The organism is Streptomyces sp. NPDC048565 (assembly GCF_040650935.1).
Lineage (GTDB): Bacteria > Actinomycetota > Actinomycetes > Streptomycetales > Streptomycetaceae > Streptomyces.
The window spans coordinates 79,500-103,009 of the sequence record NZ_JBEZIH010000015.1 but is presented as its reverse complement, the minus strand read 5'-3'; the positions used below and the strand labels follow the sequence as shown (position 1 = coordinate 103,009).

Below are 23,510 nucleotides of genomic sequence, written 5' to 3'. Positions count from 1 at the left end.
CTGGGTTCCACTGGCGTAGCCAAGGATGCGCGCGGGGCGAACCGGGGCAAAGCTTTGCGCAGGAGGAGGTGCCACGCCATGGGCATTGAGGACTACGGCGGCGGACAGACGCCGCAGGCGGACGTCCTGGTCGTCACCACGAACGACGCACCCGGCCATGAGGTGACACAGGTCATCGGCGAGGTGTTCGGACTCACAGTCCGCTCCCTGAGCGAGGCCGCGGACGTGGGTACCGAGGTCTGCGCCCACGGGACCGCTGCCGTGATCAACCGGTCCACGGACGACCAGAGCTGAGGAGCCCGTCCATGCCGCTTCACAAGGGTTCGCACGGCGGAACAGCTCCGTCCGACGAGCACCGCAGACTCGCCCTCAACCCGTTCTTCGGGGAGGCCGACCCGACCGCGCCGATGATCTCGGCGCCTCCGACGCACCAGCTGCCGGACGGCCCGCTGCCCCCGGCGACCGCCTACCGGCTCGTCCACGACGAGCTGATGCTCGACGGGAACTCCCGGCTCAATCTCGCGACCTTCGTCACCACCTGGATGGAGCCCCAGGCCGGTGTGCTGATGGGCGAGTGCCGGGACAAGAACATGATCGACAAGGACGAGTACCCGCGCACCGCCGAGCTGGAGCGGCGCTGTGTGGCGATGCTCGCCGACCTCTGGAACGCCCCCGACCCGGCGACCACGGTGGGCTGCTCGACCACCGGGTCGAGCGAGGCCTGCATGCTGGCGGGGATGGCGCTGAAGCGCCGCTGGTCCGCCAGGAACGCCGACCGCTATCCGGCGACCGCCCGGCCCAATCTGGTGATGGGCGTCAATGTGCAGGTCTGCTGGGAGAAGTTCTGCACATTCTGGGAGGTGGAGCCCCGTCAGGTCCCGATGGAGGGCGAGCGCTTCCATCTGGACCCACAGGCGGCCGCCGAGCTGTGCGACGAGAACACCATCGGCGTGGTCGGGATTCTGGGCTCCACCTTCGACGGTTCCTACGAGCCGATCGCCGAGCTGTGCGCGGCGCTGGACGATCTCCAGGAGCGCACCGGTCTCGACATCCCGGTCCATGTGGACGGCGCGTCCGGGGCGATGGTGGCGCCGTTCCTCGACCCCGATCTGGTGTGGGACTTCCGGCTCCCGAGGGTGTCCTCGATCAACACCTCGGGGCACAAGTACGGCCTGGTCTACCCGGGTGTGGGCTGGGCTCTGTGGCGTTCGCCGTCCGAGCTGCCCGAGGAGCTGGTCTTCCGGGTCAACTACCTGGGCGGTGACATGCCGACCTTCGCGCTGAACTTCTCCCGGCCCGGCGCGCAGGTGGTGGCGCAGTACTACACGTTCCTGAGACTGGGCCGGGAGGGTTACCGTGCCGTCCAGCAGGCGTCCAGGGACATCGCGCGGCGGCTGGCCACGGAGTTCGAGTCCCTGGACGACTTCAGGCTGCTGACCCGGGGCGACGAGCTCCCGGTGTTCGCCGTGACGATGACGCCCGAAGTGAAGGCGTACGACGTCTTCGACGTGTCGAGGCGGCTGCGGGAGCGCGGCTGGCTGGTGCCCGCCTACACCTTCCCCGCCAACCGCCAGGACCTCTCGGTGCTGCGCGTGGTCTGCCGCAACGGCTTCTCCTCGGATCTCGCGGAGCTGCTGCTGGACGACCTGCGCAGGCTCCTGCCCGAGCTGCGTGGACAGTCACATCCGTTGAACCGCGCGGCCTCGGTCCAGACGGCCTTCCACCACTGAGGCCCGGGGGGGAAAGCCGGAGGTCAGTGGCTGAGCCGCGCGAACCTGCGTACCGCCAGAGGGAAGAACACCGCGATCAGCGCCACAGGCCAGAGCACCGCGAGCGGTACGGCGTGTCCGGCGGCCCAGGAGACCGAGGCCGCACCCGGGTTGCCGAACAGGCCGCGCACCGCCGTCGCCGTGGCCGACATCGGGTTCCACTCGACGACCGCGCCCAGCGGGCCCGGCATCGACTCCGGCGAAGCGAAGACATTGGAGAGGAAGCCCACCGGCCAGACCAGGATCTGCACGGCCTGCACCATCTCCGGCCTGCCCGCCACCAGAGCGAGCTGGATGCCGATCCACAGCATCGCGAACCGCAGCAGGAGCAGCAGCCCGAGCGCGGCCAGTGCGGCGGCCGTGCCGTTGTGCCAGCGCCAGCCGAGGGCGTATCCGACTCCGGTCATCACGGCGAGCGCGGCCACCGACTGGAGCATGTCGGCGGCGCACCGCCCGACCAGGATCGCGCCCGGGACCATCGGCAGGGAACGGAACCGGTCGATGACGCCCTTGTTCAGGTCCTGGGTGACGGCCAGCATCGTGCCCTCGAGGCCGAAGGCCATGGTGAGCGCGAGCATGCCGGGCACGAGGAACTCGGTGTTGTCCCCGTCCACCCCGCTGCCGCCGCCGACCAGGTAGTTGAACATCAGGAGCAGCATCACCGGGAAGACCAGGCCGACGAGCACCTGGACCGGCCGCCGTGCCCAGTGCGCCAGTTCGCGCCGGGTCATCGTCCAGGAGTCGGCCAGGGCCCAGCCCACGCGTCCCGCTCCCGCCGTCGCCGTCGCCGTACTCATGCCGCCACCTCCGTGTCCGTGGGTACGCGGGCCCCTCCGTCGGCCTCTCCCTCACCGGAGCCGGTCCCGGCTCCTGTTCCGGCTCCGGCTCCGGTGAGGGAGAGGAACACCTCGTCGAGGGTGGGGCGGCGCACCGCGATGTCCTGTGCCTCGATGCCCGCCTCCTCCAGCGCCCGTACGGTCCTGGACAGGGCACGCATTCGGTCGGGGGCCGGTGCCCCGAGCAGCCGGCGGTCCGCGTCGACGGTCACCCCTTCGCCGAGCAGCGCGGCCGCTTCGTCCAGCCGGGCCGCGTCGCGGACGACCACATCGATGCGGTCACCGCCGACCATCGCCTTGAGCCGGTCGGCCGTGCCCTCCGCGATGACCCTGCCGTCGTCGATCACCGAGATCCGGTCGGCCAGCTGGTCCGCCTCCTCCAGATACTGCGTCGTCAGCAGGACGGTGGTGCCTCCGGCGGCCAGGGCCCGCACGGCGCTCCACACCTCGGCCCGTCCCCGCGGGTCGAGCCCGGTCGTGGGCTCGTCCAGGAAGAGCACCTCCGGGTCGGTGATCAGAGAGGCGGCGAGGTCGAGGCGGCGGCGCATACCGCCGCTGTACCGCGCGACCGGCTTGCGCCCGGTGTCCACGAGGCCGAACCGCTCCAGCAGCTCACCGGCCCGCAGGCCCGCCCGGCGTGCGCCCAGGTGGTGCAGCCGGCCGAACATCTCCAGGTTCTGCCGGCCGTCGAGCTCCTCGTCCACCGCCGCGTGCTGTCCGAGCAGCCCGATCCGCCGTCTGACCTCGGCGGCCTCCGACCGCACGTCGAACCCCGCGACCTCCGCCCGGCCCCCGTCATGCCGCAGCAGGGTCGTCAGGATCCGTACGGCTGTGGTCTTGCCCGCCCCGTTGGGGCCGAGCAGACCGTGGACCGTACCGCGGCGGACAGCCAGGTCGAGACCGACCAGGGCGCGTCTGCCTCCGCCTCCCCGTCCGCCTCCGTACCTCTTGCGCACGCCTTCGACGACGATCGCGTCGCTCACGTGGCCACCAACCCTTCCATCCATGTAGTCAAACTTGACTAGCAAGGTGAAGGTAGACCCGTCGATTCGATTCGTCAAACTTGATTAGTCGGAATCCCCCGGGTCCGCGACACCGGTGGCGTAGGGGTTGTGCTCCCCCTCGGCGAGCACCCCGACGAAGGGATCGCCCTCACCCGCGAAGGTGTACGCGCCCCCTTCGATCCGTGCGATCAGACCGCGGGTCCACTCCGCCCCCGCGTCCGCCGTGTGGACCCACATGTTCATGACCTCACCGATGTGCCCGAGCGCCTCCGGGCCGTCCGACGGTGTGTAGTGCTCCGTGACCGAGGCACGCCAGCCCTCGATGGCGGTGACCCGCTCGCGCAGGAGGGCCACCGCCTCGGCCCGCTCCAGGTCCACGATGAAACCGATGCCGGCCGAGAGCACGTCCACGCTCTGGTCGTACGAGGTCAGCGAGGCCCGCAGCAGCGAGAAGTACTCCTGGGTGCCACTGCCGGTGATCTCGTACTCGGTGCGCGGCGGGCCGCCCGCCGTGGACGGGGCGACCTCATGGGCGATGAGCAGTTCCTGCTTCGCCATCTGCTTGAGCGCGTGGTACACCGACCCCGGCTTGGCGTTGGACCACTCGTGGGCGCCCCAGTACTCCAGGTCGTTGCGCACCTGATAGCCGTGCGCGCGGCCGTGCTGGCGCACCGCGCCCAGGACCAGGAGCCGGATCGCCGACATACCACCCACCCTTTGTGGTCAACTTCGACCAGGGTAGCCCGCCTCTTCGATGACCAGGTCGAGGGCCTTCCGGCCGTCCAGCGCCTCGCGCAGCAGGTCGGCGTGGCCGGCGTGGCGCGCGGTCTCCTCGACGAGATGGACCAGCAGCCAGCGCATGGAGCAGCGTTCGTTCTCCGGGAACCAGGGCGCCGGGGGCAGCGGGAAGGTGTCGTTCATGCTGTCGACGTCGTTACGGATGAAGGACTCCGTCTCCGCGGCGACCTTCGCCCAGAATTCGAGCACCCGCGGGATCGTCTCGCCCTCCGTGAGCCGGAAGCCGTCGGCCCGGTGCTCCGCGGACCGCTCCCGCTCGTTCGGACGCTGCTGCGCCATCCGCAGCCAGCTCAGCTCCGTCTCGGCGACATGCTTCAGCAGCCCGGAGAGGGAGAGTTCACTGGCAACCGGGCGGCTCGCCGCCTGCTCCTCGGTGAGGCCGAGCACCGACCGCCGGATCGCGCCGCGCTGCGCCTCGACGAAGGCGAGGAGCGCGCCGCGCTCGTCGCCTGGAGCCTCTGCGGGAACGTGCGTGACCATGACGGGTGCCTCCGTGCCGATTGACTGCTTGCGCGGTCAACGTACGGGCCCATCAGGTCGAATTCCGGTCCCCGCCGGGCCGCGTCAGAAGGGAAAATCCGTTCGCCCGTGCTGTACGGAGATCCACTTCCGGGTGGTGAACGCCTCCACGGCGGCCTCGCCGTTCAGCCGGCCCATCCCTGACCTCTTCTCGCCCCCGAACGCGACCGCCGGGTCGTCCTGCACGGTCGCGCCGTTGACATGGAACATCCCGCCCCGGATGCGCCGGGCGAAGCGCACCCCGCGCTCGGCGTCCGCCGTGTGGACGGCGCCGCTCAGCCCGTAGGGGCTGTCGTTCACGACACGTACGGCGTCGTCCTCACCGTCGAAGGGCACCAGCAGCGCCACAGGGCCGAAGATCTCCTGCTCCAGCAGCGGTGACCCCTCGGGCAGCCCGGCCAGGACGGTCGGTTCGACGAGATTGCCGCGCGTACGGCCCCGTACCAGCGCGGTGGCACCGGCCTCGATCGCCCCGTCGACCAGCGCGGTGAGCGCCTCTGCGTGGAACGCGCTGACGACCGGCCCGATACGCGTGTCCGGGTCGTGCGGGTCCCCCGACACGAGGGCGGACACCGCGGCGGTGAACCGCGCGGTGAACTCCATCTCCACGGACCGGTCCACCAGGATGCGGTTGGCGGCCATGCTGACCTGCCCCTGGAACAGGAAGCGGCTGTAGACCGCCGCGCTGACCGCGTGGTCGAGGTCGGCGTCCTCCAGCACCACCAGGGCGCTGTTGCCGCTCAGTTCGAGGACGGTCCTCTTGAACAGCCCGGCCGCGACGGCGGCGACGTGGCGGCCGACCCGGTCCGAACCGGTGAACGCGATCAGCTTGGGCACGGGGTGCTCGATGAAGGAGTCGCCGATCTCGGCGCTGTCGGTGATCAGGACGTTCAGGAGTCCCGCGGGCAGACCCGCGTCCTCGAAGATCCGGGCGACCAGACCGCCACCGGCGATCGGGGCGTTCTGATGGGGCTTCACCACGGCGGCGTTACCGAGTGCGAGCGCGGGGGCGACGGTCTTCATCGTCACCAGGAAAGGGAAGTTGAAAGCGCTGATGACACCGACGACCCCGATGGGCAGCCGGTAGACCCGGTTCTCCTTGCCGTCGGCGACCGAGGGCAGCAGCTGGGCCGAGGCGCGCATCGTCTGCCCCGCGGCCTCACGCAGGAACTCCTGCGCGGCCCGCACCTCGAATTCGGCTCGCGCCCTGGTACCGCCGAGCTCGTCGATGATGAGCTCGGTAATTTCACCGGCACGCTCACCGACGAGACGCACGGCGTTCTCCAGCACGGCCCGCCGCTCATAAGCACCGGCTGCCGCCCATTTCCGCTGCGCGCGTTCGGCGGCCCGGTAGGCCAGGTCGACTTCCGCCGCGGTTGCCACGGTGATGGAGCAGAGTTTCTCGCCGTTGTAGGGATTGATATCAATGATGTCCCACGCACCGTTGCCGGTCAGCCACTCGCCGTCGATGTACTGGCGGGCCAGTTCACTGGGGAAGGACATGCAATCCCTTACTGCAGGCGCAGACTCCTGTCGGTAAGTCATCGTACTGGCGAATCAGGTCAGTTGGAGGAGTCCGCGGAGAAGATCCCGGCTCTCCTCGGGCCCGGGGCTGTCCTCATGCAGCCGGACCATGGCCTTTTCGTACTGGGCGACTTCTTCCGCCTTGTCCAGATAGAGGGCACTTGTCAGCTGCTCCAAATAGACAATGTCCGACAGATCGGATTCCGGAAAACGCAGCATCGTGAATGCCCCGCTCTCGCCGGCATGACCACCGAAGCTGAAGGGCATCACTTGGAGGGTGATGTTCGGCTGCTCCGACATATCGATCAGATGCCGCAATTGCGCACGCATCACCTCACGCCCGCCGTACGGACGGCGCAGCGCCGCCTCGTCGAGCACGGCGTGGAAGCGCGGGGCGCGCTCGGAGACGAGCGCCTTCTGCCGCGCCAGACGCAGCGCGACCCTGCGGTCGATCTCGGCCGCGGGAGCGCCGGGCATACCGCGCGCGACGACCGCCTGGGCGTACGCCTCGGTCTGCAACAACCCGTGGACGAACTGCACTTCATAGATCCGGATGAGCGATGCCGCCCCCTCCAGACCGATATACGTCTGGAACCAGCCGGGCAGCACATCGCCGTAACTGTGCCACCAGCCCGCCACGTTGGCCTCGCGGGCCAGGCCGAGGAGTGAATCCCGCTCCGCCTCGTCCGCGACTCCGTACAGCGTGAGCAGGTCCTCGACGTCCCTGGCCTTGAAGCTCACCCGTCCCAACTCCATGCGGCTGATCTTCGATTCGGAGGCACGGATGGAGTAGCCGGCCGCCTCACGGGTGATGCCGCGCGACTCACGCAGGCGCCTGAGCTGTGAGCCCAGCAGGATGCGCCGCACCACAGAACCACTCGACTCGCCTGCCGACACTGACTTCCCAACCCTCCCCATCGCTGCCCGTACTTCGGGATCCCCCCGAACCCCGGAGGCGGATTCTGCCACCAAAACGCTTCAGCCCGTACTCATTCGATTACAGAGATGGCAAGACTTTCCGAAACCTTCAAAACTTTGAAGCAGAAGAAATGGCCCGAACCGGTACGCTACCGGGCAGACCGTGCGCGTGCACGTGCATCTGCCCTTGCATCTGCTGTGCGCATTCGGAACCATGGGCCCCGCGCACCTGCGTGCTCGTTACGTGTTGTGCCGCTGTACCCGCAGTGCCCGCTACAAGCAGTGCCGCTACAGCAGTGCCGCTACAGCCGCGAATCCCGGGAGTGCCTCGCATGGGGACGAATGGATCGACGATGCTCGAGCCGTTACGGCAGGGTCTCTGGCCCATCGACCCCTCGGCGGTCTCCGGCTCGGCCACCTGCACACTGCCGGCCCGGTACGAGGCAGTGGGCGGCGCACGCAGGTTCACCCGTACGACGCTGAACTCCTGGGATCTGTGCGACCGCTTCGACGACGTCGCCCTGGTCGTGTCCGAGCTGGTCACCAACGCGCTGCGGCACGCTCTTCCGTCCGATGCCGCACGGGAACGCCAGGACCGGGAGCACCAGGACCGGGAGCGCCGGGACCGGGAGCGCCGGGACCGGGAGCGCCGAGATCCATCCGTACGGCTGCATCTGATGCGCTGGTCCTCCCGTCTGGTGTGCGCGGTGCGCGATCCCAGCGAGAAGGGTCCGGTCGCGGGCGAGGCACCGGATTCGGCCGAGTCCGGCCGGGGCCTGTTCCTCGTCGAGTCGTTCAGCGACGGCTGGGGCTGGCACCCCTCCCCCGTGCCGGCGGGGGAAACCCCGCCCGAGGGAGGGTTCGGCAAGGTGGTCTGGGCCCTGTTCCGGCTGAGCGACCACGAGGCACCGGAGTGCCCCGTCCCGGTCGACGCGTACCCCGACGGCCTGTAGACACGGCCTGTAGACAAGGCACCGCCCGGGACGGGGCGCACGGGACCGCCCGTGCGCTCCGGGACGTCCGTGCGCTCAGCCGCCGGCGGCCAGGTGGTCGAACTCCCCGTCCTTGACGCCCAGAAGCAGCGCCTCGATCTCGGCCGGTGTATAGACCAGCGCGGGCCCGTCGGGGTGGCGCGAGTTCCGCATCGCCACATTTCCGCCGGGCAGTTTCGCGAACTCCACGCACGATCCTTGTGAGTTGCTGTGTCTGCTCTTCTGCCAGACGACCCCGAGAAGCTCTGTGGCCGCCATGCCGTTGTACACGTGGTGCACAGGACGCTCCCCGAGTTGCAAGGTGCAAGTGTCAACTAGCTCGGATCATAGCTGTGTTCATATGCCAATGCATGAGCAGATGCACGTGCACGGGGGGTGTGCGCGCGATTACAGCTTTTCCCCCGATCCGCCCACCCCTCTGTTCACCCATCTCCCACCTCTATGAGGAAGAGACGAACGGAACGTCAATACGGCTCCCACTTCCCCGAGTCGTATCGCTCACTCCTGGTAGCTTGGCGCGGTCCTTCGCCAGTGAATCCACAAGGGGGAACTCCATATGGGCAGGCTTCCGCGCTCCGGCGCTCTTGCCGCCGCCGGCCTCGTCGCCGCGTTCGCACTGACCGCCTGCGGCAGTGACACTCCCGCCGAGGACAAGGCCCCGGCCACGAACTCCGCGACCCCGCCGCCCACGGCCGCCGGGGGTACGGACGGCGGGTCCGGTGGCGAGGACGCCACGGCGCTGGAGGGCACCTGGACCGGCACGTCCGACGGCGGGCCCGTCGCCCTGTCGGTCGCCTCGGGGAAGGCGGCGCTCTCGTCCGGCAAGCACATCTGTCAGGGCGAGGTGAAGGACATGGGCGGCAAGACCATGCTCGCGCTGAAGTGCCTGGACGGGAACACCGACCGCACCATGGGCGCCGTCGAGTCCAACGACGGCGAGAAGCTCGTCGTCTCCTGGGACGCCGGGGGGAAGGACACCCTGTCCAAGGCCGATGTCTCCGAACTGCCGTCGGGCCTGCCGGAGATCCCCGCTCCCTGACGCGCCCGGACTCACGCCCGTCCGCTGCTGATCTCCAGTGCCCGCGAGAAGTCCTCAAGGGCGCGGAGCAGCAGCGTGGCCCCGTTGCGTACGAACGCGTCGGGCGGCGGCCCCTCCGCCTCCTCCCGGCGCGCCAGCGTCCTCCTGACCGGCTCCCAGTCCGGGACGCGGCGCTCGCGTACCGCCTTCGCGCCCTCCTCGGTGGCCCGGCGCACCGCGTCGGCGAGCTCCGCGGCCTCGGGCACGGGGGTCGCGGAAGCGGCCGGCAGATGGGCCTCCATGAGCATGGCGACCCGGCCGAACTGGGCGAGCGCGTCCTGGGCGTCCGCTGCGGAGATCCGGGAGATGCCCCGGTGGCGTACGGGCTCGTGCTGTGCGGTGTTCAGCGCCTCCTGCCAGACGACGCGGGCCTCCCGGGTGGTGAGGAGGGCGGTGCGCACGTCCTCCAGGCTCCTGGACGCGGGGTCGGCGTACCGGTCGAGGACCGTCGCCGCGTAGCGCCCGTCCGTGACCAGCCAGCCGGCGAGCCGGTCGCGCAGCCGTGGGGTCTCCCAGGCCGGGTAGAGGGCGTACGACGCCATCGCGAGCAGGCCGCCCATGAGGGTCAGGATCACCCGCTCGGGCACGGTCTGCGACCAGTCGTCGCCGGCCATCCCGAGCAGGAAGACGACGTAGGCGGCGACGCAGACCTGGCCGACCGCGTATCCGGTGCGCATCAGCAGGTAGTTCAGCGTGGCGCAGACGAGGGCGAGCGCGGCGGAGAGCTGCGCGTCGGGGTGCGCCGCCTGCACGATGCCGGTGGCGACGGCGACGCCGATCACGGTGCCGAGGAAGCGGCCCACGGACCGCGAGTACGTATGGGTGAACTCAGGGCGCATCACCATCACCGCGGTCATGGGCACCCAGTAGCCGTGGCCGAAGGGCAGGACCAGACCCAGGAGATAGCCCGCAGCGGCCACCGCCGACACCCGGAGGGCGTGACGCAGGATCGTCGATCCACGGCGCATTTCGCGGCGCATGGAGCGGTGGACGACAGGGACCAGCCGCAGCAGGGTGGGCCGGCGGCGGTGCGGGATGAGCGGCTCGCCGGGTGTCCGGTCGTCCGTGCCGGTCCCCTCCGCGATCTCGATGACGTCGGCGAGCAACGAGGTCAGCCGTTCCGCGGCGCGGCGCGGCGCACCGGTGAGGATCACCTCGGTGTCGGGGGACTTCAGGACGGAAAGCGCCGTCTCGTCCAGCTGCACCGGGTCGCCGTGGCGTACCGCCCTGGCCGCGGAGTCGAGCAGGGATCCGGCGGCGCCGAGGATCTCCCAGGCCCAGTAACGCTCGGGGCCCTCGGCCGGGACGCCCAGCGCGGGATCCGCCAGCGAGGCGAGGACCGGCCGCAGCCGCTCGGCGACCCCGCGCGCGCCGTGCAGGTCGGCGGGGCGGCGCCGGGCCTGGCGTGGGGTGACGGCGGCGGCGTCGCGCGCGGTCATCAGCGGTACGGGGTCGAAGGGCGCCACCGGGTCGTTGCGCAGCCTGCGGGCGTAATCGGCCTCGCCGGCCAGGGCGTCGGCGAGCGCGTCGCGCTGGACACCCCATCTGCGGATCGGGAACAGCACGATCAGCGACGCCTGGACGAGGCCGCCGAGCGCCATCATCGCCGCGTGCGCGGCGGCATCGGCGACGGAGGTGGGCAGGGTGACCGTGACCAGCACGATCGCGACGTTGGAGGCCGCGATGATGCCGCCCGTCGGGCCCGCAGCCCAGGCCATCCCGGCGGTGAACGTCCAGAGGACCAGCAGGGCCAGGAACAGCAGCGTGTGGGACACGGTGAGATAGCCGACGAACGTCGACACGGCGAGGCTGGCTCCGGAGACCAGGGCGAGCACGGGCCTGGGGCGCCAGCTGCGCTGGAAGGTGGCGATGGCCGCCTGATACGCGCCGAAGGCCGACCCGGCGGCGATCACCGGGCCGAAGAACACCAGGCTCACCCCGACGACGAGCGCGAGGCCGGCGGCGCCGCGCAGCGCGATGAGCGGTTCCAGACGCCGTCGCTCGATCGACAGGCCCGAGCGGGCCGTCTCCCTCAGCGCCCGGAGCCAGCTCATGGGGGTGAGCCTAGCCGCACATACGGACAACTCCGACTTATGCCGCTCCGTCGGCCTGACGGGCTCGCGCACGGTCAGCGGCGGATCTCCGGCCCTCCGCCGCCCACCCTGGCCCGGTCGGCCGCAGCCGTGCCGTGCGTCCAGCCCTCGGCGTCCGTCGCCCCGCGCAGCCGGGTCGTGGTGGTCCTCGGGAACATCTGCTCCGCGGTGTCGGTGACGGCGACGTCCCTGGCCGCCAGGACGGGCAGCAGTGCCCCGGGATCACCCTCGCGGCCCTCGGAAACGGCCTCGGAAGCGGCCTCGGAACCGGCCGCTGCGGTGACCCGCTCGGTGTCCGCCGCGAGCCGGCTGCCGAGACGCTGGGCGTACGCCATGAGGAACGACTGCCGGAAGGTCTTGGTCCGTCTGCGCCCGCCTGCCCGCTGTCCGGCCTCCGCCTTCGTCATCGCGGCGGTGCCCTGCACCAGCAGGGAGGTGAAGAGCAGCTCCACGGCCTCCAGGTCCGGCTCGAAGCCCACGACCGTGGTGAAGCCGAGGTCGCTGTTCCACACGGCGCGGCAGCGGTTCGCCGAGGCGACCGCGTCGAGCAGTACGGCCTTCGCGCTCTCGTACGGGGCGTCGACCCCGATGCGGACGGCCCCCGGTGTGACGGCGCTGTGCGTACGGGCGGCGATGAGCGCCTCGTCGATGCTGTGCCTGGCCATCAGCTCCTGCGCCTTGGTGGTGAGCGCCTCGGCCTCCTCCGGGAATCCGGTCGCCTCGGCCTTGGCCAGCAGTGCCCGGATCCTGGTGAGCATGCGGGGCTCACCCGCGGCCGGCGGCCGGTGCGGAGCGTCGGCGGCCGTGCCCGGCACAGGACCGACCGGCTCGACGACCGGGAGCCGCAGCAGCAGCCGGTACAGCTCCAGGAGCGCCGAGGCGTACGTGAAGCGGTCGGGCCGGTTGCGCGGCGCGGGGGCGGGCAGGGCGGCCAGCTGGTCGGCCCAGCGTGGGGGCAGCGAGCCGTAGCCCGCTGTCTCCGCGGTGATCAGGGTGGAGACGAGCTCGGCACCGGACTCGTCCAGCTCGCGGCGGACGGTCCGTACGACGTCGGCGGGCTGCCAGCCGCGTGTCCAGGCCCGCCGGAGGAACTCCTGGCCCCTGCGGTGCAGCTCGTCGTCGGCGGACGGGTCCGCGGCCAGGAGGGAGGCGCCGGTGTCCAGACCCGCGTCTCCCTCCGAGTACAGGGCTGCGGCACACGCCCGGTCGGTCACCGATTCCACCGATTCCATCGGGCCAGCGTAAGGGGCGTCGCGAGGACGGCAGCGACGCGCTCAGTGCTCCCCGGGGAGCAGGACGAGCTTGCCGCGTACGTGTCCGGCCTCGCTCAGCTGCTGGGCCCGCGCCGCCTCACCGAGCGGGAAGGTCCGCTCGACGGGGATCCGCAGACCGTCGGCGGCCGCCGCTCGCGCGTACTCCTCCAGCCGCCTGCTCTCGTCCGGACTGCTCCCGCCGCCCGCCGAGAAGGCCACCCCGTAACGCGCGGCGTCCGGGTCGGCGATGGTGGTGATCCGGTCGGCCGTGCCGCCGCGCAGCTCCACCGAGTCCGCCAGCGCGCCCTTGCCCGCCACGTCGAACACCGCGTCCACGCCCTGCGGCGCGGCCTCCCGCACCCTGCTCACCAGCCCCTCCCCGTAGGCCACCGGGACGGCGCCCAGCACCCGCAGATAGTCGTGGTTGGCCGGTGAGGCGGTCCCGATGACGGTGGCGCCACGGGCCGCGGCCAGCTGGACGGCGGCGGAGCCGACCGCGCCGGACGCCCCGTGCACCAGCAGGGTCTCGCCCGCGGACACCGCGAGCTCGTCGAGCACCCGCGCCGCGGTCGCGGTCGCCACGGGCAGCGCGGCCGCCTCCGCCCAGCCGAGACCCTCCGGCCTGGGAGCGACGGCGCCCACATCGGCCAGGACGTACTCCGCGTACGCGCCGGTCGCGCTCCGGCCCAGGACCTCGTCGCCGACCGCGAAATCCGTGACGCCCTCACCGGTCTCGTCGACGACTCCGGCGAACTCGCTGCCGGGTGTCGCGGGCAGCGGGGTGGGGAACGCCGCCTCCATCCAGCCGCTGCGGATCTTGTGGTCGACCGGATTGACCCCCGCGGCCCTGACCTCCACCCGGATCTGCCCGGGGCCCGCGTGGACGTCATCGACCTGGCCCTTGCGCAGGACCTCGGGACCGCCGAACTCGTCGTACACGATCGCTTCCATCACCGTCTCCTCCGCCACCTGCCATGTCCCGGTACGCGCCGCGCGCACCGCACCCTCGATCCTCGCGGCAGTCGGACGCGTCCGCGCGCTGGGCCGGGGCCCACTGCCGCAGGGATGTCAGTGCCGGGTGCAAGACTCGGCCCATGACCGAACGTTGGGCCCTGGCCTCCGCGGATGGAGGCGGCGCACTCCTCGTGCCGCTGACACGCGACGGCCTGCCCGCCGGTCCCGTCCTGTCCGAGCCCGACCTCGCCGAGTCCGTCCGCTCCCGCCCCGATGTGGTGCGCTGGGTCTGGCGTTCGACCACCGGGATCTATCCCCTGCTGCTCGCGGCGGGCCTGCGGGTCCAGCGGTGTTACGACATCGAGTGTGCCGAGCTGCTGCTCCTCGGCCATGAGGGCCGGCTCGGGGAGCCCCGCTCCGCCGCTGCGGCCTGGGCGCGGCTGCGGCATGCACCCGTGCCGCCCGATCCGCCGCCCCGCTCGGCGGAGCCTGGCTCCCAGTCCTCTCTCTTCGAGCCGCTCTCCGGCGCGGATCTGCCGTTCGAGGCGCTGCTCGAGGTCTACGCGGAGCAGCTCCGCCGTCACGAGGCGGCGGAGCACCCCGGCAGGATGCGGCTGCTCACGGCCGCCGAGTCCGCGGGCATGCTGGTCGCCGCCGAGATGAACAGATCAGGTCTCCCCTGGCGCGCCGATGTGCACCGCGAGGTGCTGGACGACCTGCTCGGCGAGCGTTACGCGGGCGGTGGCGAGCCCCGCAGGCTGGCCGAGGCCGCGGACGAGGTGTCCGCCGCGTTCGGCAGACGGGTGCGGCCCGACCTGCCGGCCGATGTCGTGAAGGCGTTCGGGCAGGCCGGAATCAAGGTCAGGTCGACCCGGCGGTGGGAGCTGGAGGAGCTCGACCACCCCGCGGTGAAGCCGCTGATCCGCTACAAGAAGCTGTATCGCGTCTGGACCGCACATGGCTGGAGCTGGCTCCAGGACTGGGTGCGCGAGGGGCGCTTCCGCCCCGAGTACCAGCCGGGAGGCACGGTCAGTGGGCGCTGGACGACCAACGGCGGCGGGGCGCTGCAGATCCCCAAGGTGATACGCCAGGCGGTCGTCGCCGACGAGGGCTGGCGGCTGGTCGTGGCGGACGCCGACCAGATGGAGCCGCGCGTGCTGGCCGCGATCTCCCGCGACCGGGGTCTCATGGAGGTGGCAGGACACGAGGGCGATCTCTACAAGGCCCTGTCCGACCGGGCGTTCCACGGCGACCGCGACCACGCCAAGATCGCACTGCTCGGCGCGATCTACGGGCAGACCTCGGGCGACGGCCTGAAGAACCTGGCGGCGCTGCGCCGGCGGTTCCCGCACGCCGTCGCCTACGTCGACGACGCGGCGAAGGCCGGCGAGGAGGGCCGCCTCGTCCGCACCTGGCTCGGCCGCACCAGCCCGCCCGCCGCCGGCGCGGGTGAGGACGAGGAGGCGGGTATTCCGCAGGAGAGCGAGGAGCCTCCGCCCGTGGAGGGCAGCGGCGCGTACGGCTTCACCCCGGGCTACGCCTCGTCCAACGCCCGTGCGCGGGGCCGCTTCACCCGTAACTTCGTGGTCCAGGGCAGCGCGGCGGACTGGGCTCTGCTGCTCCTGGCGGCGCTGCGGCAGGCGCTCACCGCCGGGGGGATGCGGGCGGAGCTGGTCTTCTTCCAGCACGACGAGGTGATCGTGCACTGCCCCGCCGAAGAGGCGCCAGCGGTGGTGGAGGCGATCCGCGAAGCAGGGGAGCTGGCGGGCCGCGTCACGTTCGGGGACACACCGGTGCGCTTCCCGTTCAGCACGGCGGTCGTCGAGCGCTATTCGGACGCGAAGTAGCCCTCAGCCGTTGCCGGGCGGGTCACCCCCTGAGCCGTAACCGGGCGGGTCACCCCCTGAGCCGCAGCCGGGCGGGTCATGCGCCTGAGCCGCAGCCGGGCGGGGCGCCGTGCCCCCTATAGGCTCCGGCCATGGCGACGCACGAGCACGAGATCACCGAGCCCGTCGACCTCTGCCTGCCCGACGGGAGCCTGGATCCGGCGGCGGTCGGCTGGTCCAGGAAGCCGCTGCACCGGGCCAATCTGCGGGGCTGGGGCCGGACGAAGCGGTGGGAGTACTGGTGCGTGACCACGCCCACCCATCTGGTGGCCCTGACGGTGAGCGACCTCGACTTCCTGGCCCTGAACACGGTCTACTTCCTGGAATTCGGCCCCGGGGGCCGCGAGTTCGAGTGCTCCTCGATCGTCCCCGCCGGCCGGGGTGTCCACCTCCCCGACACCATCGCCGGGGCGCCGGGCTCCGAGGACGTGGTCGTCGGCCCGGCCCGGCCGACCGGCAGCAGGGTGCGCATCGAGATCCGTGACGAGAACGCGGGCACGAGGCTCCGGGCCCGCTGCCTGACCCCGGAACGCCTGCCGCTCGAGATCGGCCTCCTGGTGTCGCGGCCCGAAGGGCACGAGTCGCTCTCCGTGGTCGTGCCGTGGAGCGAGCAACGCTTCCAGTACACCTCCAAGCACACCGCGCTCCCCGCCTCCGGCCGGGTGCGGATCGGGGCCGAGATCCTGACGTTCGGCGGGGAGGACAACGAGACGTGGGCCGTCCTGGACCACGGCCGTGGGCGCTGGCCGCGCACGGTCGACTGGAACTGGGGCGCCGCGTCCGGCCGTACGGACGGGCACACGGTCGGCCTCCAGTTCGGCGGACGCTGGACGGAGGGCACAGGCTCCACCGAGAACGGCCTCTGCGTGGACGGCCGGCTCACCAAGATCGGCGAGGAGCTGGACTGGCGGTGGTCCCCCTCCGACCCGCTGGCACCCTGGACCCTCCGTACCCCCTCGTCCGGCCAGGTGGACCTGACGTTCACGCCGTTCCACAACCGGGCCGTGCACACGGACGTGGGCCTGATCGCCAACCGCACCGACCAGTGCTTCGGGCACTACAACGGCCGGATCCGCACCGACGACGGCGAGGAGATCGCCGTGGAGCAGCTGCTGGGCTGGGCCGAGGACGTCCACATGCGCTGGTGACTCACCCGGGGTGCCGGTGCCAGGAACCGCTCGCGAACTTAAGCCCGGGCTAAAGGCGCCTTAAGCAATGCGGGCCTCGGAGCCGTTCTCTCAAAGAAGACCAGCTCAGGGCGATTTCATCGTTGCAAGCATGGTTGGCCGATGCCCGGCATCTGCGTAGCATCAGGCTCCGTCGGCGGCGAACACCGCAGGGCGAGAGCGCTCTCAGGCGTGCCCCCCGCGCGTCCCTCATGCCTTCCCGCCCGTCACCGCCGGCTCCGTGTCCTGTTTCTTCCCCCCAGAAAAGGTACGTAGACCATGGCCACCCACCGCGCACGCAGATGGTCACTAGGCGGACTGGTCCTCCTGCTCGCCGCAGCCCTCGCCGCAGCATTCCTGATCAACTCGACCGGCCCAGGCACCTCCCAGGCCGACGCCGCCGCCCCCTCCGACGCCTCCTCCTCCGCCGAGCAGACCTGGGCCGACGAGTTCGACGGCGCCGCGGGCAGCGCGCCGGACTCCTCGAAGTGGACCCTGGAGACCGGCGGTTCGGGCAACGGCAACAACGAGCTGCAGTACTACACCGACAGCACCGAGAACGCGTCCCTGGACGGCGACGGGAACCTGGTGCTCACCGCCCGCGAGAACAGCGACTCCGGCCTCGACTGCTGGTACGGGCCCTGCCAGTACACCTCCGCCCGGCTCAACACCGCGCAGACCTTCACGCAGGCGTACGGCCGCTACGAGGCCCGGATCAAGATTCCGCGCGGCCAGGGCATCTGGCCTGCCTTCTGGATGCTCGGCGACGACTTCGGCAGCGCGGGATGGCCGGACAGCGGCGAGATCGACATCATGGAGAACGTCGGCATGGAGCCCGACACCGTTCACGGCACCGTCCACGGTCCCGGCTATTCGGGCGGCGGAGGCATCGGCGCGTCGTACAGCCTGCCGGACGGCAAGGCCTTCGCCGACGACTTCCACACCTTCGCGGTCGACTGGAGCCCGAACTCGATCGTCTGGTCGGTGGACGGCCAGGCCTACCAGACCCGCACCCCCTCCGATGTGAACGGCAACAAGTGGGTCTTCGACCACCCCTTCTTCATCATCCTGAACCTGGCCGTCGGCGGTGACTGGCCCGGCAGCCCGAACGGTGACACCGCCTTCCCGCAGACGATGACCATCGACTACGTACGGGTCACCGCATCCGACGACTCCGGCGAAGGTGACAGCGGCAGCAGCAGCGGCGGCGGAGATGAAGGCGGGGACGGCGGCACCGGCACGGCCGGCCCGATCAAGGGCATCGGCGGCATGTGCGTGGACGTCGCGGGCGCATCGGACGCCGACGGCACCCCGATTCAGCTGCACGACTGCAACGGCGTCGACGCCCAGAAGTGGACCCTGGCCGACGACGGAACCGTACGCGCGCTGGGCAAGTGCCTGACCGTGCAGGACGGTTCCACCGCCGACGGCGCCGCCGTCCAGCTCAGCGGCTGCGACGGCGACGGATCCCAGAGCTGGGTCCACACCGAGGCCGGTGACCTGACCAACACCGCGGCGGACAAGTGCCTCGACGCCACGGACAGCTCCGCGGCCGACGGCACCCGGCTCCGGATCTGGACATGCACCGGCGAGACCAACCAGAAGTGGACCGTCGGCTGACCCCCTCGGCCCGGCCTGCCACCCCCCACCACCACCCGCACGAAGGAAGGGCTCTCTCATGACCCCCCGCCACCAGCTCAACGTTTCCCGCCGCAAGCTGCTCACCACTCTGGCCGGTGCAGCGGTGGCCGTCCCCGCGATCGCGATGATCGCCCCGCACGCCCTCGCCACGGCCGGTTCGGACGACAACGGCACGAAGGCCGATGGCGCTCTGCCGCTGACGATCGTCAACAACTCCGGCTCGTACGACAACTCCTCGGTGTTCCTCTACATCGTGGGCAACCAGGACGGCAAGCAGGTCCGGCTCACCCCCGAGGGCACCCTGGCCCCGATAGCCCTCTCCGACAACGGCGACGACGGCTTCACCGACTACGCCATCGAGCTGTCCGGCAGCGGTGAGACGAAGCTGTCGCTGCCGTACATGTCCGGCCGTATCTACGTCGCCCTGGGCGACAAGCTGAAGTTCAAGGCGGTCGAGGACGGCGACGGCAACGGCGCCCTCCAGTACCCCGCGGGCTGGGTGACCACCGACCCCAACTACTCCGTGCTGCACGACTGCGCGGAGTTCACGTACAACTCCTCCGGGATGTACTGCAACACCACCATGGTCGACATGTTCAGCGTCCCCCTGAGCATCGGCCTGACCGGCTCCGAGAACCAGACCGTCGGCACCCTGCGCGACGGCGGACGCGCGCAGGCGTTCGCGGCCCTCAGCAAGATCCCCGAGTTCGCCCCCCTGGTGGTGGACGACCGGCGCATCATCGCCCCCGGCCACGGTCTGGACGCGGGGATCTTCGACAAGGACTACTTCGCCCCGTACATCGACGAGGTGTGGAGCACCTACACGGGCAAGGACCTCACCGTCACCACCAACGCGGGCGCCTTCACCGGCCGGGTCCGCGGCGACCAGTTCGTGTTCGACGGCCCCGCGTCGGTCTCGTTCAGCAAGCCGACCACCCGTGACGTGCTCTTCTGCGACGGGAACCTGGCCGCCCCCAACGACGGCACCACAGGACCCGTCGCCGCCGTCCTGGGCGCCGGCTTCAACCGCTCCACGCTGATCAGCGAACCGGCCCAGCCCAGCACCGACCCGGCCGCGTTCTACACCGCGTCGCAGCTGACCAACCACTACGCGGCAGCCATCCACGCGGCGACCGAGGACGGCAAGGCGTACGGCTTCGCCTTCGACGACGTGGCCGACTTCGCCTCGTACATCCAGGACACCGCCCCCACGGGCGCCACGCTGACGCTGACGGCGTTCTGACCGTAGGCAGCAGGCCAGACCTCGGGTTTCCCCGGTCACCGGGCGTCAGCGCACTGTCAGCGCAGGGCTGGACAGTGCACGCGGGCGCCCGGTACCGGCCGTGGGGCAAATTGGTTCGGACACACGTGAGAGCACACCCGGGACATTGATCTCCGCGGCAGTTCCCCCCATTCGATCGGTCGCCGTCGAGCCGGCTTCCGCCCGGAACCGCCGGCCCCACTCAAGGCCGGGCCATGTAGTTCCCGGAGAGATCGCCGGCGGCCTGACGTGCAATCAACACGCCGAGCCGCGGTTATGGACGAGGCGGAGAAGCGGCAGGTGCTGTCAGCTCGCCGTAAGGCTGTCAGCGGTCATGTCAGCCTCCGCTCCCGGCCGTCAACGGCATTGCCGCAGGTCGTGCGGGGAGGGCCGGAGGGGCCGAAACGGGTAGAGATTCGATCCGTTCCCGCTTTCCCCTCGGGCGATCTCGGCGGCGAGTTCGAAGATGGATCCCCACGGTCTGACGGCAAGCTGGGCGACGGCCCTCCGCAGGGGCAGCGGAAGGTGGCCGCAGACCGCCGCCAGCTCTTCGGCGGCCCCCGGTTCGGCGTCCGTACGCTCCACGCCCAGGTGCGTCACGACGAGTTCCCGAGCCTCCTCGTCGGTCAACGCGCCCAGCGCCACGGAGAGGGCGCCCTCGCGTGTCGCCAGGTCGACGAGGGGGGACCGGCTCGTGACGATCACCCCGTTGCCCGGTGCGCCCGGCAGGAGGCAGCGGACCTGGGAGGCGTCCGCCACGTCGTCCAGCACCACGAGGAAGCGACGGCCGGCCAGCAAGCTGCGGAACAGCGCGGTCGCCTCCTCCTGGGTCGCGGGCAACCGGTCGTCGCGTACACCGAGGGAACGGATGAACCCGCTGAGGACCATGCCCGGAGTCACCGTCCGCTGTGAGACGGCGACACTGCCCTGCAGGCCGGCGTAGAGCTGCCCGTCGGGAAACGCGCCGAGCCGATGGTGCGCCCAGCGCACGGCCAGAGCGCTCTTGCCGATGTCCGGGGGGCCGTGCACGACCGCGATACCCAGGGAGCCGCTCTTGCCGTCCCGCTCATGCAACAGGCTGTCCAGGGCGTCCAGCTGTTGTGCCCGTCCGGTGAAGGGACCGGACACCGGGGGGAGCTGGGCAGGCATCTCGATGCTGTGGGGACGGCCGGGCACGGTCGCGGCCTGATGGGCCGGCGGGCCGGCGGCCGTGCGGTACGGCGCGGCGAGAAGCCGTGCCCCCGTCGGCCGGGGCACGGTCCCGGAGGGTGAGCCGCGCCCGTCGGCGCCGCTCTGCCGAAGGACGACTTCGCGAGCCTGCCTGATGTCCTCGCTCGGCTCCACGCCGTGTTCTTCCTTCAGTCGCGTCCGCAGCTCGGCGAAGAGCTGCAGGGCCGCGCCCCGGCGTCCGGACCCCGCGAGCGCCAGCATGATGCGGGCCTGGAGGGGCTCGTGCAGCGGCTCCTCGTACGAGGCGATCCTGAGGTGTTCCACGGCGAGGGCGGGCCGGTTCAACCGCAGGGCCAGATCGGCGAACTCGATGGCCACGTCGATATGGCGCTGGGCGACGCGCACCACCGAGGGGTGGTGCCAGAGCTGGGGAAGATCGTGCAGCAGCCGGCCCTGCCAGTGGTGCAGGGCCTGGGCGTAGAGGTCGAGGGCGGTGGGCGGTTCGTGCGCCACAGCCCTGCGGGCCAGAGCCGTGCGATCCTCGAACCGGCACAGATCCAGCCGTGCGCCCGCACTGTCGAAGACGTATCCGCCTCGGACGGTGCGGATCGTGCGAGCGGTGGCGCCGCGACCGGGGGAAGGATCGATGATCCTGCGTAACCGGGCCACATGGGTATGCACGAGCTGCGAATAGGAGAGCGGGGCCTCGCCGCGCCACAGCACGTCCGCGATCTCCTCGTGAGTGACCGTTCGGTCCGGCTGTACGGCGAGCAGACCGAGCAGGGCGCGTTGTTTACCCGGCATCGACACGGACCGCTCGCCGCTCAGGACCGAGAGCGGTCCTAGCACCCGGATCTCCTGGACACAGGGCCGGGAGACGGAGGTATCCGGGACGCCGGGTTCCCCCTCCGGCATCGTGGGCTGCCATCCGACGACTTCGGCGATACGTGTCAGCGTCTCGCGACGGGGTGCCTTGACGTAACCGTGTTCTATATGACGTATCGTGCGCACGCTCACGGACGCCCTGCGTGCCACCTCGTCCTGTGTCAACCCTGCCTTTGTGCGTGCGGTGCGCAGTTCGGAACCTCGTACAGTTCGCAACTCAACCCCCGCCGTGCGCCGGTTGGTAACTCGCCGATTTCGCCCATCCCGAGCACTCTATTGCGAGGGGGATAGCGGAAGCGATCATTCCAGTGAGCGTCGCGCGGGCCGGACGCTCATCGCGCACGATTCCCTCCCCCGGCGTCGGCAGTTCACCGTCACTCGACAGGCGCCGGGCTTTCATCAGCGGGCTGCGCGTCCGCGCCCTTCGCGGACTCCACGACGTCCGACCGGGCGGGTGATGATTCCACCCGCTTGCGGGCGTAGCGCTCCTCCAGGTCGGTCCGGCCGGTGCAACTCGGCCGTCTGGAGCCGAGCGAGCTCAGCGGGGTCGGACAGGTCGCCGGTTCCGGACGCGGCCACGACATCGGATCGCCTCCGTCCGTGCCCAGGACCGCGGCTGCGGCGAGCGGCGGCGGGACAGCATTGCACCGGGCGTCCGGGCGCACCCGAGTAGTCGCTACTCACGTCGCGCGCGGCGTGCACCCGACGCGGTGCATCGGCGCTGCCCGACGCCATCGCGCTCGGACCGTGTCCAAGGACGGGGTTGAGTACCGCCTACTCATGAGGGCTCGGGGCCACAGCTGTTGTGCTTGCCGCCAAGGCCACCCACCACGAAGGATTCGCCGCGATGAGGACCGAGAACCTTTGTCTCGCCGGAGTCGGCAGTCCCCTGCCGCCCCTGTACCCGGCCGAGAGCGCGGTTGCTGAGGGGCTGTACGACGAGGCGGCAAGCGACGGGAGCGGGCCGCCCGGCCCGGCCGCCGCTTCATGAGCGGGTTCACCACCGCCACCGTCACCGGCCGCGAGGCGGGGACCGGGACGGCCGACGTGTGGCTGCTGCCGGAACACGCCATCGCCGCGTTCGCCGAGGAACACGGCGGCGACCGCCTGCTGAGTCCGGCCGAACGCGACAGGATGGCGCGGCTGCTGCGGCCGGAGACACGGCAACGGTTCCTGGCCAAACGGCTGTTGTGCCGTGCCGCACTCAGTGCCCGCACCGGCCGCCCACTGGACGGGTGGCGCTTCGCGATCGGTCGCCACGGGCGTCCCGAACCCGAGTCCGACGTCGACGGCGTGCGGTTCAGCCTCGCCGCCACCGAAGGCCTGGTCGTCTGCGCCGTGACCGTGGGGCGGGCGTGCGGAGTCGATGTGGAGCGGGACGTCGTTTCAGCCGAGTCGGCCCACCACATCAGCAAGTTCTTCGCCTCCGAGGAACTCCTGGACCTCTCCGCGCTTGATCCGGGCGCACTGTGCGCCCGGGTGGGCGAGCTCTGGGTGCTCAAGGAGGCCTACCTCAAGGCCCAGGGGGTGGGGCTGCACCGGAGCCTCGCAGAATTCTCCTTCGCCTCGCGCGGACCGGCGGACGAGGAACGGATCACCGTGCGCGACACCGTACGCCCCGGTTCCTGGTCCTTCGAGCTCTTCCGCCCCGGCCCCCAGCACCTGGTCGCCCTCGCCGTCGAGGGCGACCACCGGTCCGCGGGGCGACACACCTGGCTGACCGGACCCGAGAAGCCGACCGACTCACGATGAGGAGATGGCCC

At 70.9% G+C, this 23,510-nt stretch carries 21 protein-coding genes; 9 read left to right on the top strand and 12 right to left on the bottom strand.

What is annotated here, in order from left to right; all coding sequences use genetic code 11:
- The first annotated feature begins 78 nt into the window (after positions 1 to 78).
- Entirely contained in the window at positions 79 to 294 is a 216-nt protein-coding gene (locus AB0C75_RS19555; RefSeq protein WP_362892386.1) for a hypothetical protein, read from the top strand.
- A gap of 11 nt (positions 295 to 305) precedes the next feature.
- On the top strand, positions 306 to 1,730 hold the full coding sequence (locus tag AB0C75_RS19550; protein ID WP_362892384.1) for a glutamate decarboxylase: 1,425 nt from the start codon (positions 306 to 308) through the stop codon (positions 1,728 to 1,730).
- Between the two features lie 23 nt (positions 1,731 to 1,753).
- On the opposite strand, the gene AB0C75_RS19545 is transcribed toward AB0C75_RS19550, so the two are convergent.
- The 6 genes from AB0C75_RS19545 to AB0C75_RS19520 form a co-directional block, all read right to left on the bottom strand.
- Positions 1,754 to 2,566: an ABC transporter permease gene (locus AB0C75_RS19545; RefSeq protein WP_362892382.1), complete on the bottom strand. Its 813-nt coding sequence runs from the start codon at positions 2,564 to 2,566 to the stop codon at positions 1,754 to 1,756.
- On the bottom strand, positions 2,563 to 3,588 hold the full coding sequence (locus AB0C75_RS19540; RefSeq protein WP_362892381.1) for an ATP-binding cassette domain-containing protein: 1,026 nt from the start codon (positions 3,586 to 3,588) through the stop codon (positions 2,563 to 2,565). The genes AB0C75_RS19545 and AB0C75_RS19540 overlap by 4 nt, the downstream gene beginning before the upstream one ends.
- Before the next feature lie 84 nt (positions 3,589 to 3,672).
- Positions 3,673 to 4,314: a PadR family transcriptional regulator gene (locus AB0C75_RS19535; protein WP_362892379.1), complete on the bottom strand. Its 642-nt coding sequence runs from the start codon at positions 4,312 to 4,314 to the stop codon at positions 3,673 to 3,675.
- Positions 4,315 to 4,332: 18 nt separating this feature from the next.
- Positions 4,333 to 4,887, bottom strand: coding sequence for a DinB family protein (locus AB0C75_RS19530; protein WP_362892377.1), 555 nt, complete (start codon positions 4,885 to 4,887; stop codon positions 4,333 to 4,335).
- A gap of 84 nt (positions 4,888 to 4,971) precedes the next feature.
- Entirely contained in the window at positions 4,972 to 6,429 is a 1,458-nt protein-coding gene (locus AB0C75_RS19525) for an aldehyde dehydrogenase family protein (protein ID WP_362892375.1), read from the bottom strand.
- 54 nt (positions 6,430 to 6,483) lie between these two features.
- Positions 6,484 to 7,368 (bottom strand): helix-turn-helix transcriptional regulator, encoded by an 885-nt coding sequence (locus tag AB0C75_RS19520; protein ID WP_362892523.1) that lies wholly within the window; start codon positions 7,366 to 7,368, stop codon positions 6,484 to 6,486.
- A gap of 353 nt (positions 7,369 to 7,721) precedes the next feature.
- Between AB0C75_RS19520 and AB0C75_RS19515 the strand changes: the two genes are divergently transcribed.
- Positions 7,722 to 8,321, top strand: coding sequence for an ATP-binding protein (locus AB0C75_RS19515; protein ID WP_362892373.1), 600 nt, complete (start codon positions 7,722 to 7,724; stop codon positions 8,319 to 8,321).
- 75 nt (positions 8,322 to 8,396) lie between these two features.
- On the opposite strand, the gene AB0C75_RS19510 is transcribed toward AB0C75_RS19515, so the two are convergent.
- Entirely contained in the window at positions 8,397 to 8,639 is a 243-nt protein-coding gene (locus AB0C75_RS19510; RefSeq protein WP_362892371.1) for a DUF397 domain-containing protein, read from the bottom strand.
- Positions 8,640 to 8,916: 277 nt separating this feature from the next.
- On the opposite strand from AB0C75_RS19510, the gene AB0C75_RS19505 reads away from it, so the two are divergent.
- Entirely contained in the window at positions 8,917 to 9,399 is a 483-nt protein-coding gene (locus tag AB0C75_RS19505) for a hypothetical protein (RefSeq protein WP_362892368.1), read from the top strand.
- 11 nt (positions 9,400 to 9,410) lie between these two features.
- On the opposite strand, the gene AB0C75_RS19500 is transcribed toward AB0C75_RS19505, so the two are convergent.
- The 3 genes from AB0C75_RS19500 to AB0C75_RS19490 all read right to left on the bottom strand — a co-directional run bounded on the left by AB0C75_RS19500 (position 9,411) and on the right by AB0C75_RS19490 (position 13,735).
- Complete coding sequence (locus AB0C75_RS19500) at positions 9,411 to 11,492, bottom strand: FUSC family protein (RefSeq protein ID WP_362892366.1); 2,082 nt, start codon at positions 11,490 to 11,492, stop codon at positions 9,411 to 9,413.
- Between the two features lie 74 nt (positions 11,493 to 11,566).
- Positions 11,567 to 12,754, bottom strand: coding sequence for a DUF2786 domain-containing protein (locus tag AB0C75_RS19495; RefSeq protein WP_362892521.1), 1,188 nt, complete (start codon positions 12,752 to 12,754; stop codon positions 11,567 to 11,569).
- A gap of 51 nt (positions 12,755 to 12,805) precedes the next feature.
- A complete protein-coding gene (locus AB0C75_RS19490) occupies positions 12,806 to 13,735 on the bottom strand; it encodes an NADP-dependent oxidoreductase (RefSeq protein ID WP_362892364.1) in 930 nt (309 codons plus the stop codon).
- A gap of 143 nt (positions 13,736 to 13,878) precedes the next feature.
- Here AB0C75_RS19490 and AB0C75_RS19485 point away from each other — a divergent pair, with 143 nt between their 5' ends.
- The 4 genes from AB0C75_RS19485 to AB0C75_RS19470 all read left to right on the top strand — a co-directional run bounded on the left by AB0C75_RS19485 (position 13,879) and on the right by AB0C75_RS19470 (position 19,674).
- Complete coding sequence (locus AB0C75_RS19485) at positions 13,879 to 15,585, top strand: bifunctional 3'-5' exonuclease/DNA polymerase (protein ID WP_362892362.1); 1,707 nt, start codon at positions 13,879 to 13,881, stop codon at positions 15,583 to 15,585.
- Between the two features lie 131 nt (positions 15,586 to 15,716).
- Positions 15,717 to 16,772 (top strand): DUF2804 domain-containing protein, encoded by a 1,056-nt coding sequence (locus AB0C75_RS19480; RefSeq protein WP_362892360.1) that lies wholly within the window; start codon positions 15,717 to 15,719, stop codon positions 16,770 to 16,772.
- 297 nt (positions 16,773 to 17,069) lie between these two features.
- The gene (locus tag AB0C75_RS19475; RefSeq protein WP_362892358.1) at positions 17,070 to 18,410 is read left to right on the top strand and encodes a family 16 glycosylhydrolase; all 1,341 of its coding nucleotides are present in this window, start codon (positions 17,070 to 17,072) and stop codon (positions 18,408 to 18,410) included.
- A 58-nt stretch (positions 18,411 to 18,468) separates the two neighbouring features.
- Positions 18,469 to 19,674: a beta-1,3-glucanase family protein gene (locus AB0C75_RS19470; RefSeq protein ID WP_362892356.1), complete on the top strand. Its 1,206-nt coding sequence runs from the start codon at positions 18,469 to 18,471 to the stop codon at positions 19,672 to 19,674.
- 375 nt (positions 19,675 to 20,049) lie between these two features.
- Here AB0C75_RS19470 and AB0C75_RS19465 read toward each other — a convergent pair whose 3' ends face one another.
- Together AB0C75_RS19465 and AB0C75_RS19460 are read right to left on the bottom strand one after the other, a co-directional pair.
- Complete coding sequence (locus AB0C75_RS19465; protein ID WP_362892354.1) at positions 20,050 to 21,963, bottom strand: BTAD domain-containing putative transcriptional regulator; 1,914 nt, start codon at positions 21,961 to 21,963, stop codon at positions 20,050 to 20,052.
- Between the two features lie 158 nt (positions 21,964 to 22,121).
- On the bottom strand, positions 22,122 to 22,331 hold the full coding sequence (locus tag AB0C75_RS19460; protein ID WP_362892352.1) for a hypothetical protein: 210 nt from the start codon (positions 22,329 to 22,331) through the stop codon (positions 22,122 to 22,124).
- 403 nt (positions 22,332 to 22,734) lie between these two features.
- On the opposite strand from AB0C75_RS19460, the gene AB0C75_RS19455 reads away from it, so the two are divergent.
- A complete protein-coding gene (locus tag AB0C75_RS19455; protein WP_362892350.1) occupies positions 22,735 to 23,499 on the top strand; it encodes a 4'-phosphopantetheinyl transferase superfamily protein in 765 nt (254 codons plus the stop codon).
- Positions 23,500 to 23,510: the final 11 nt, after the last annotated feature.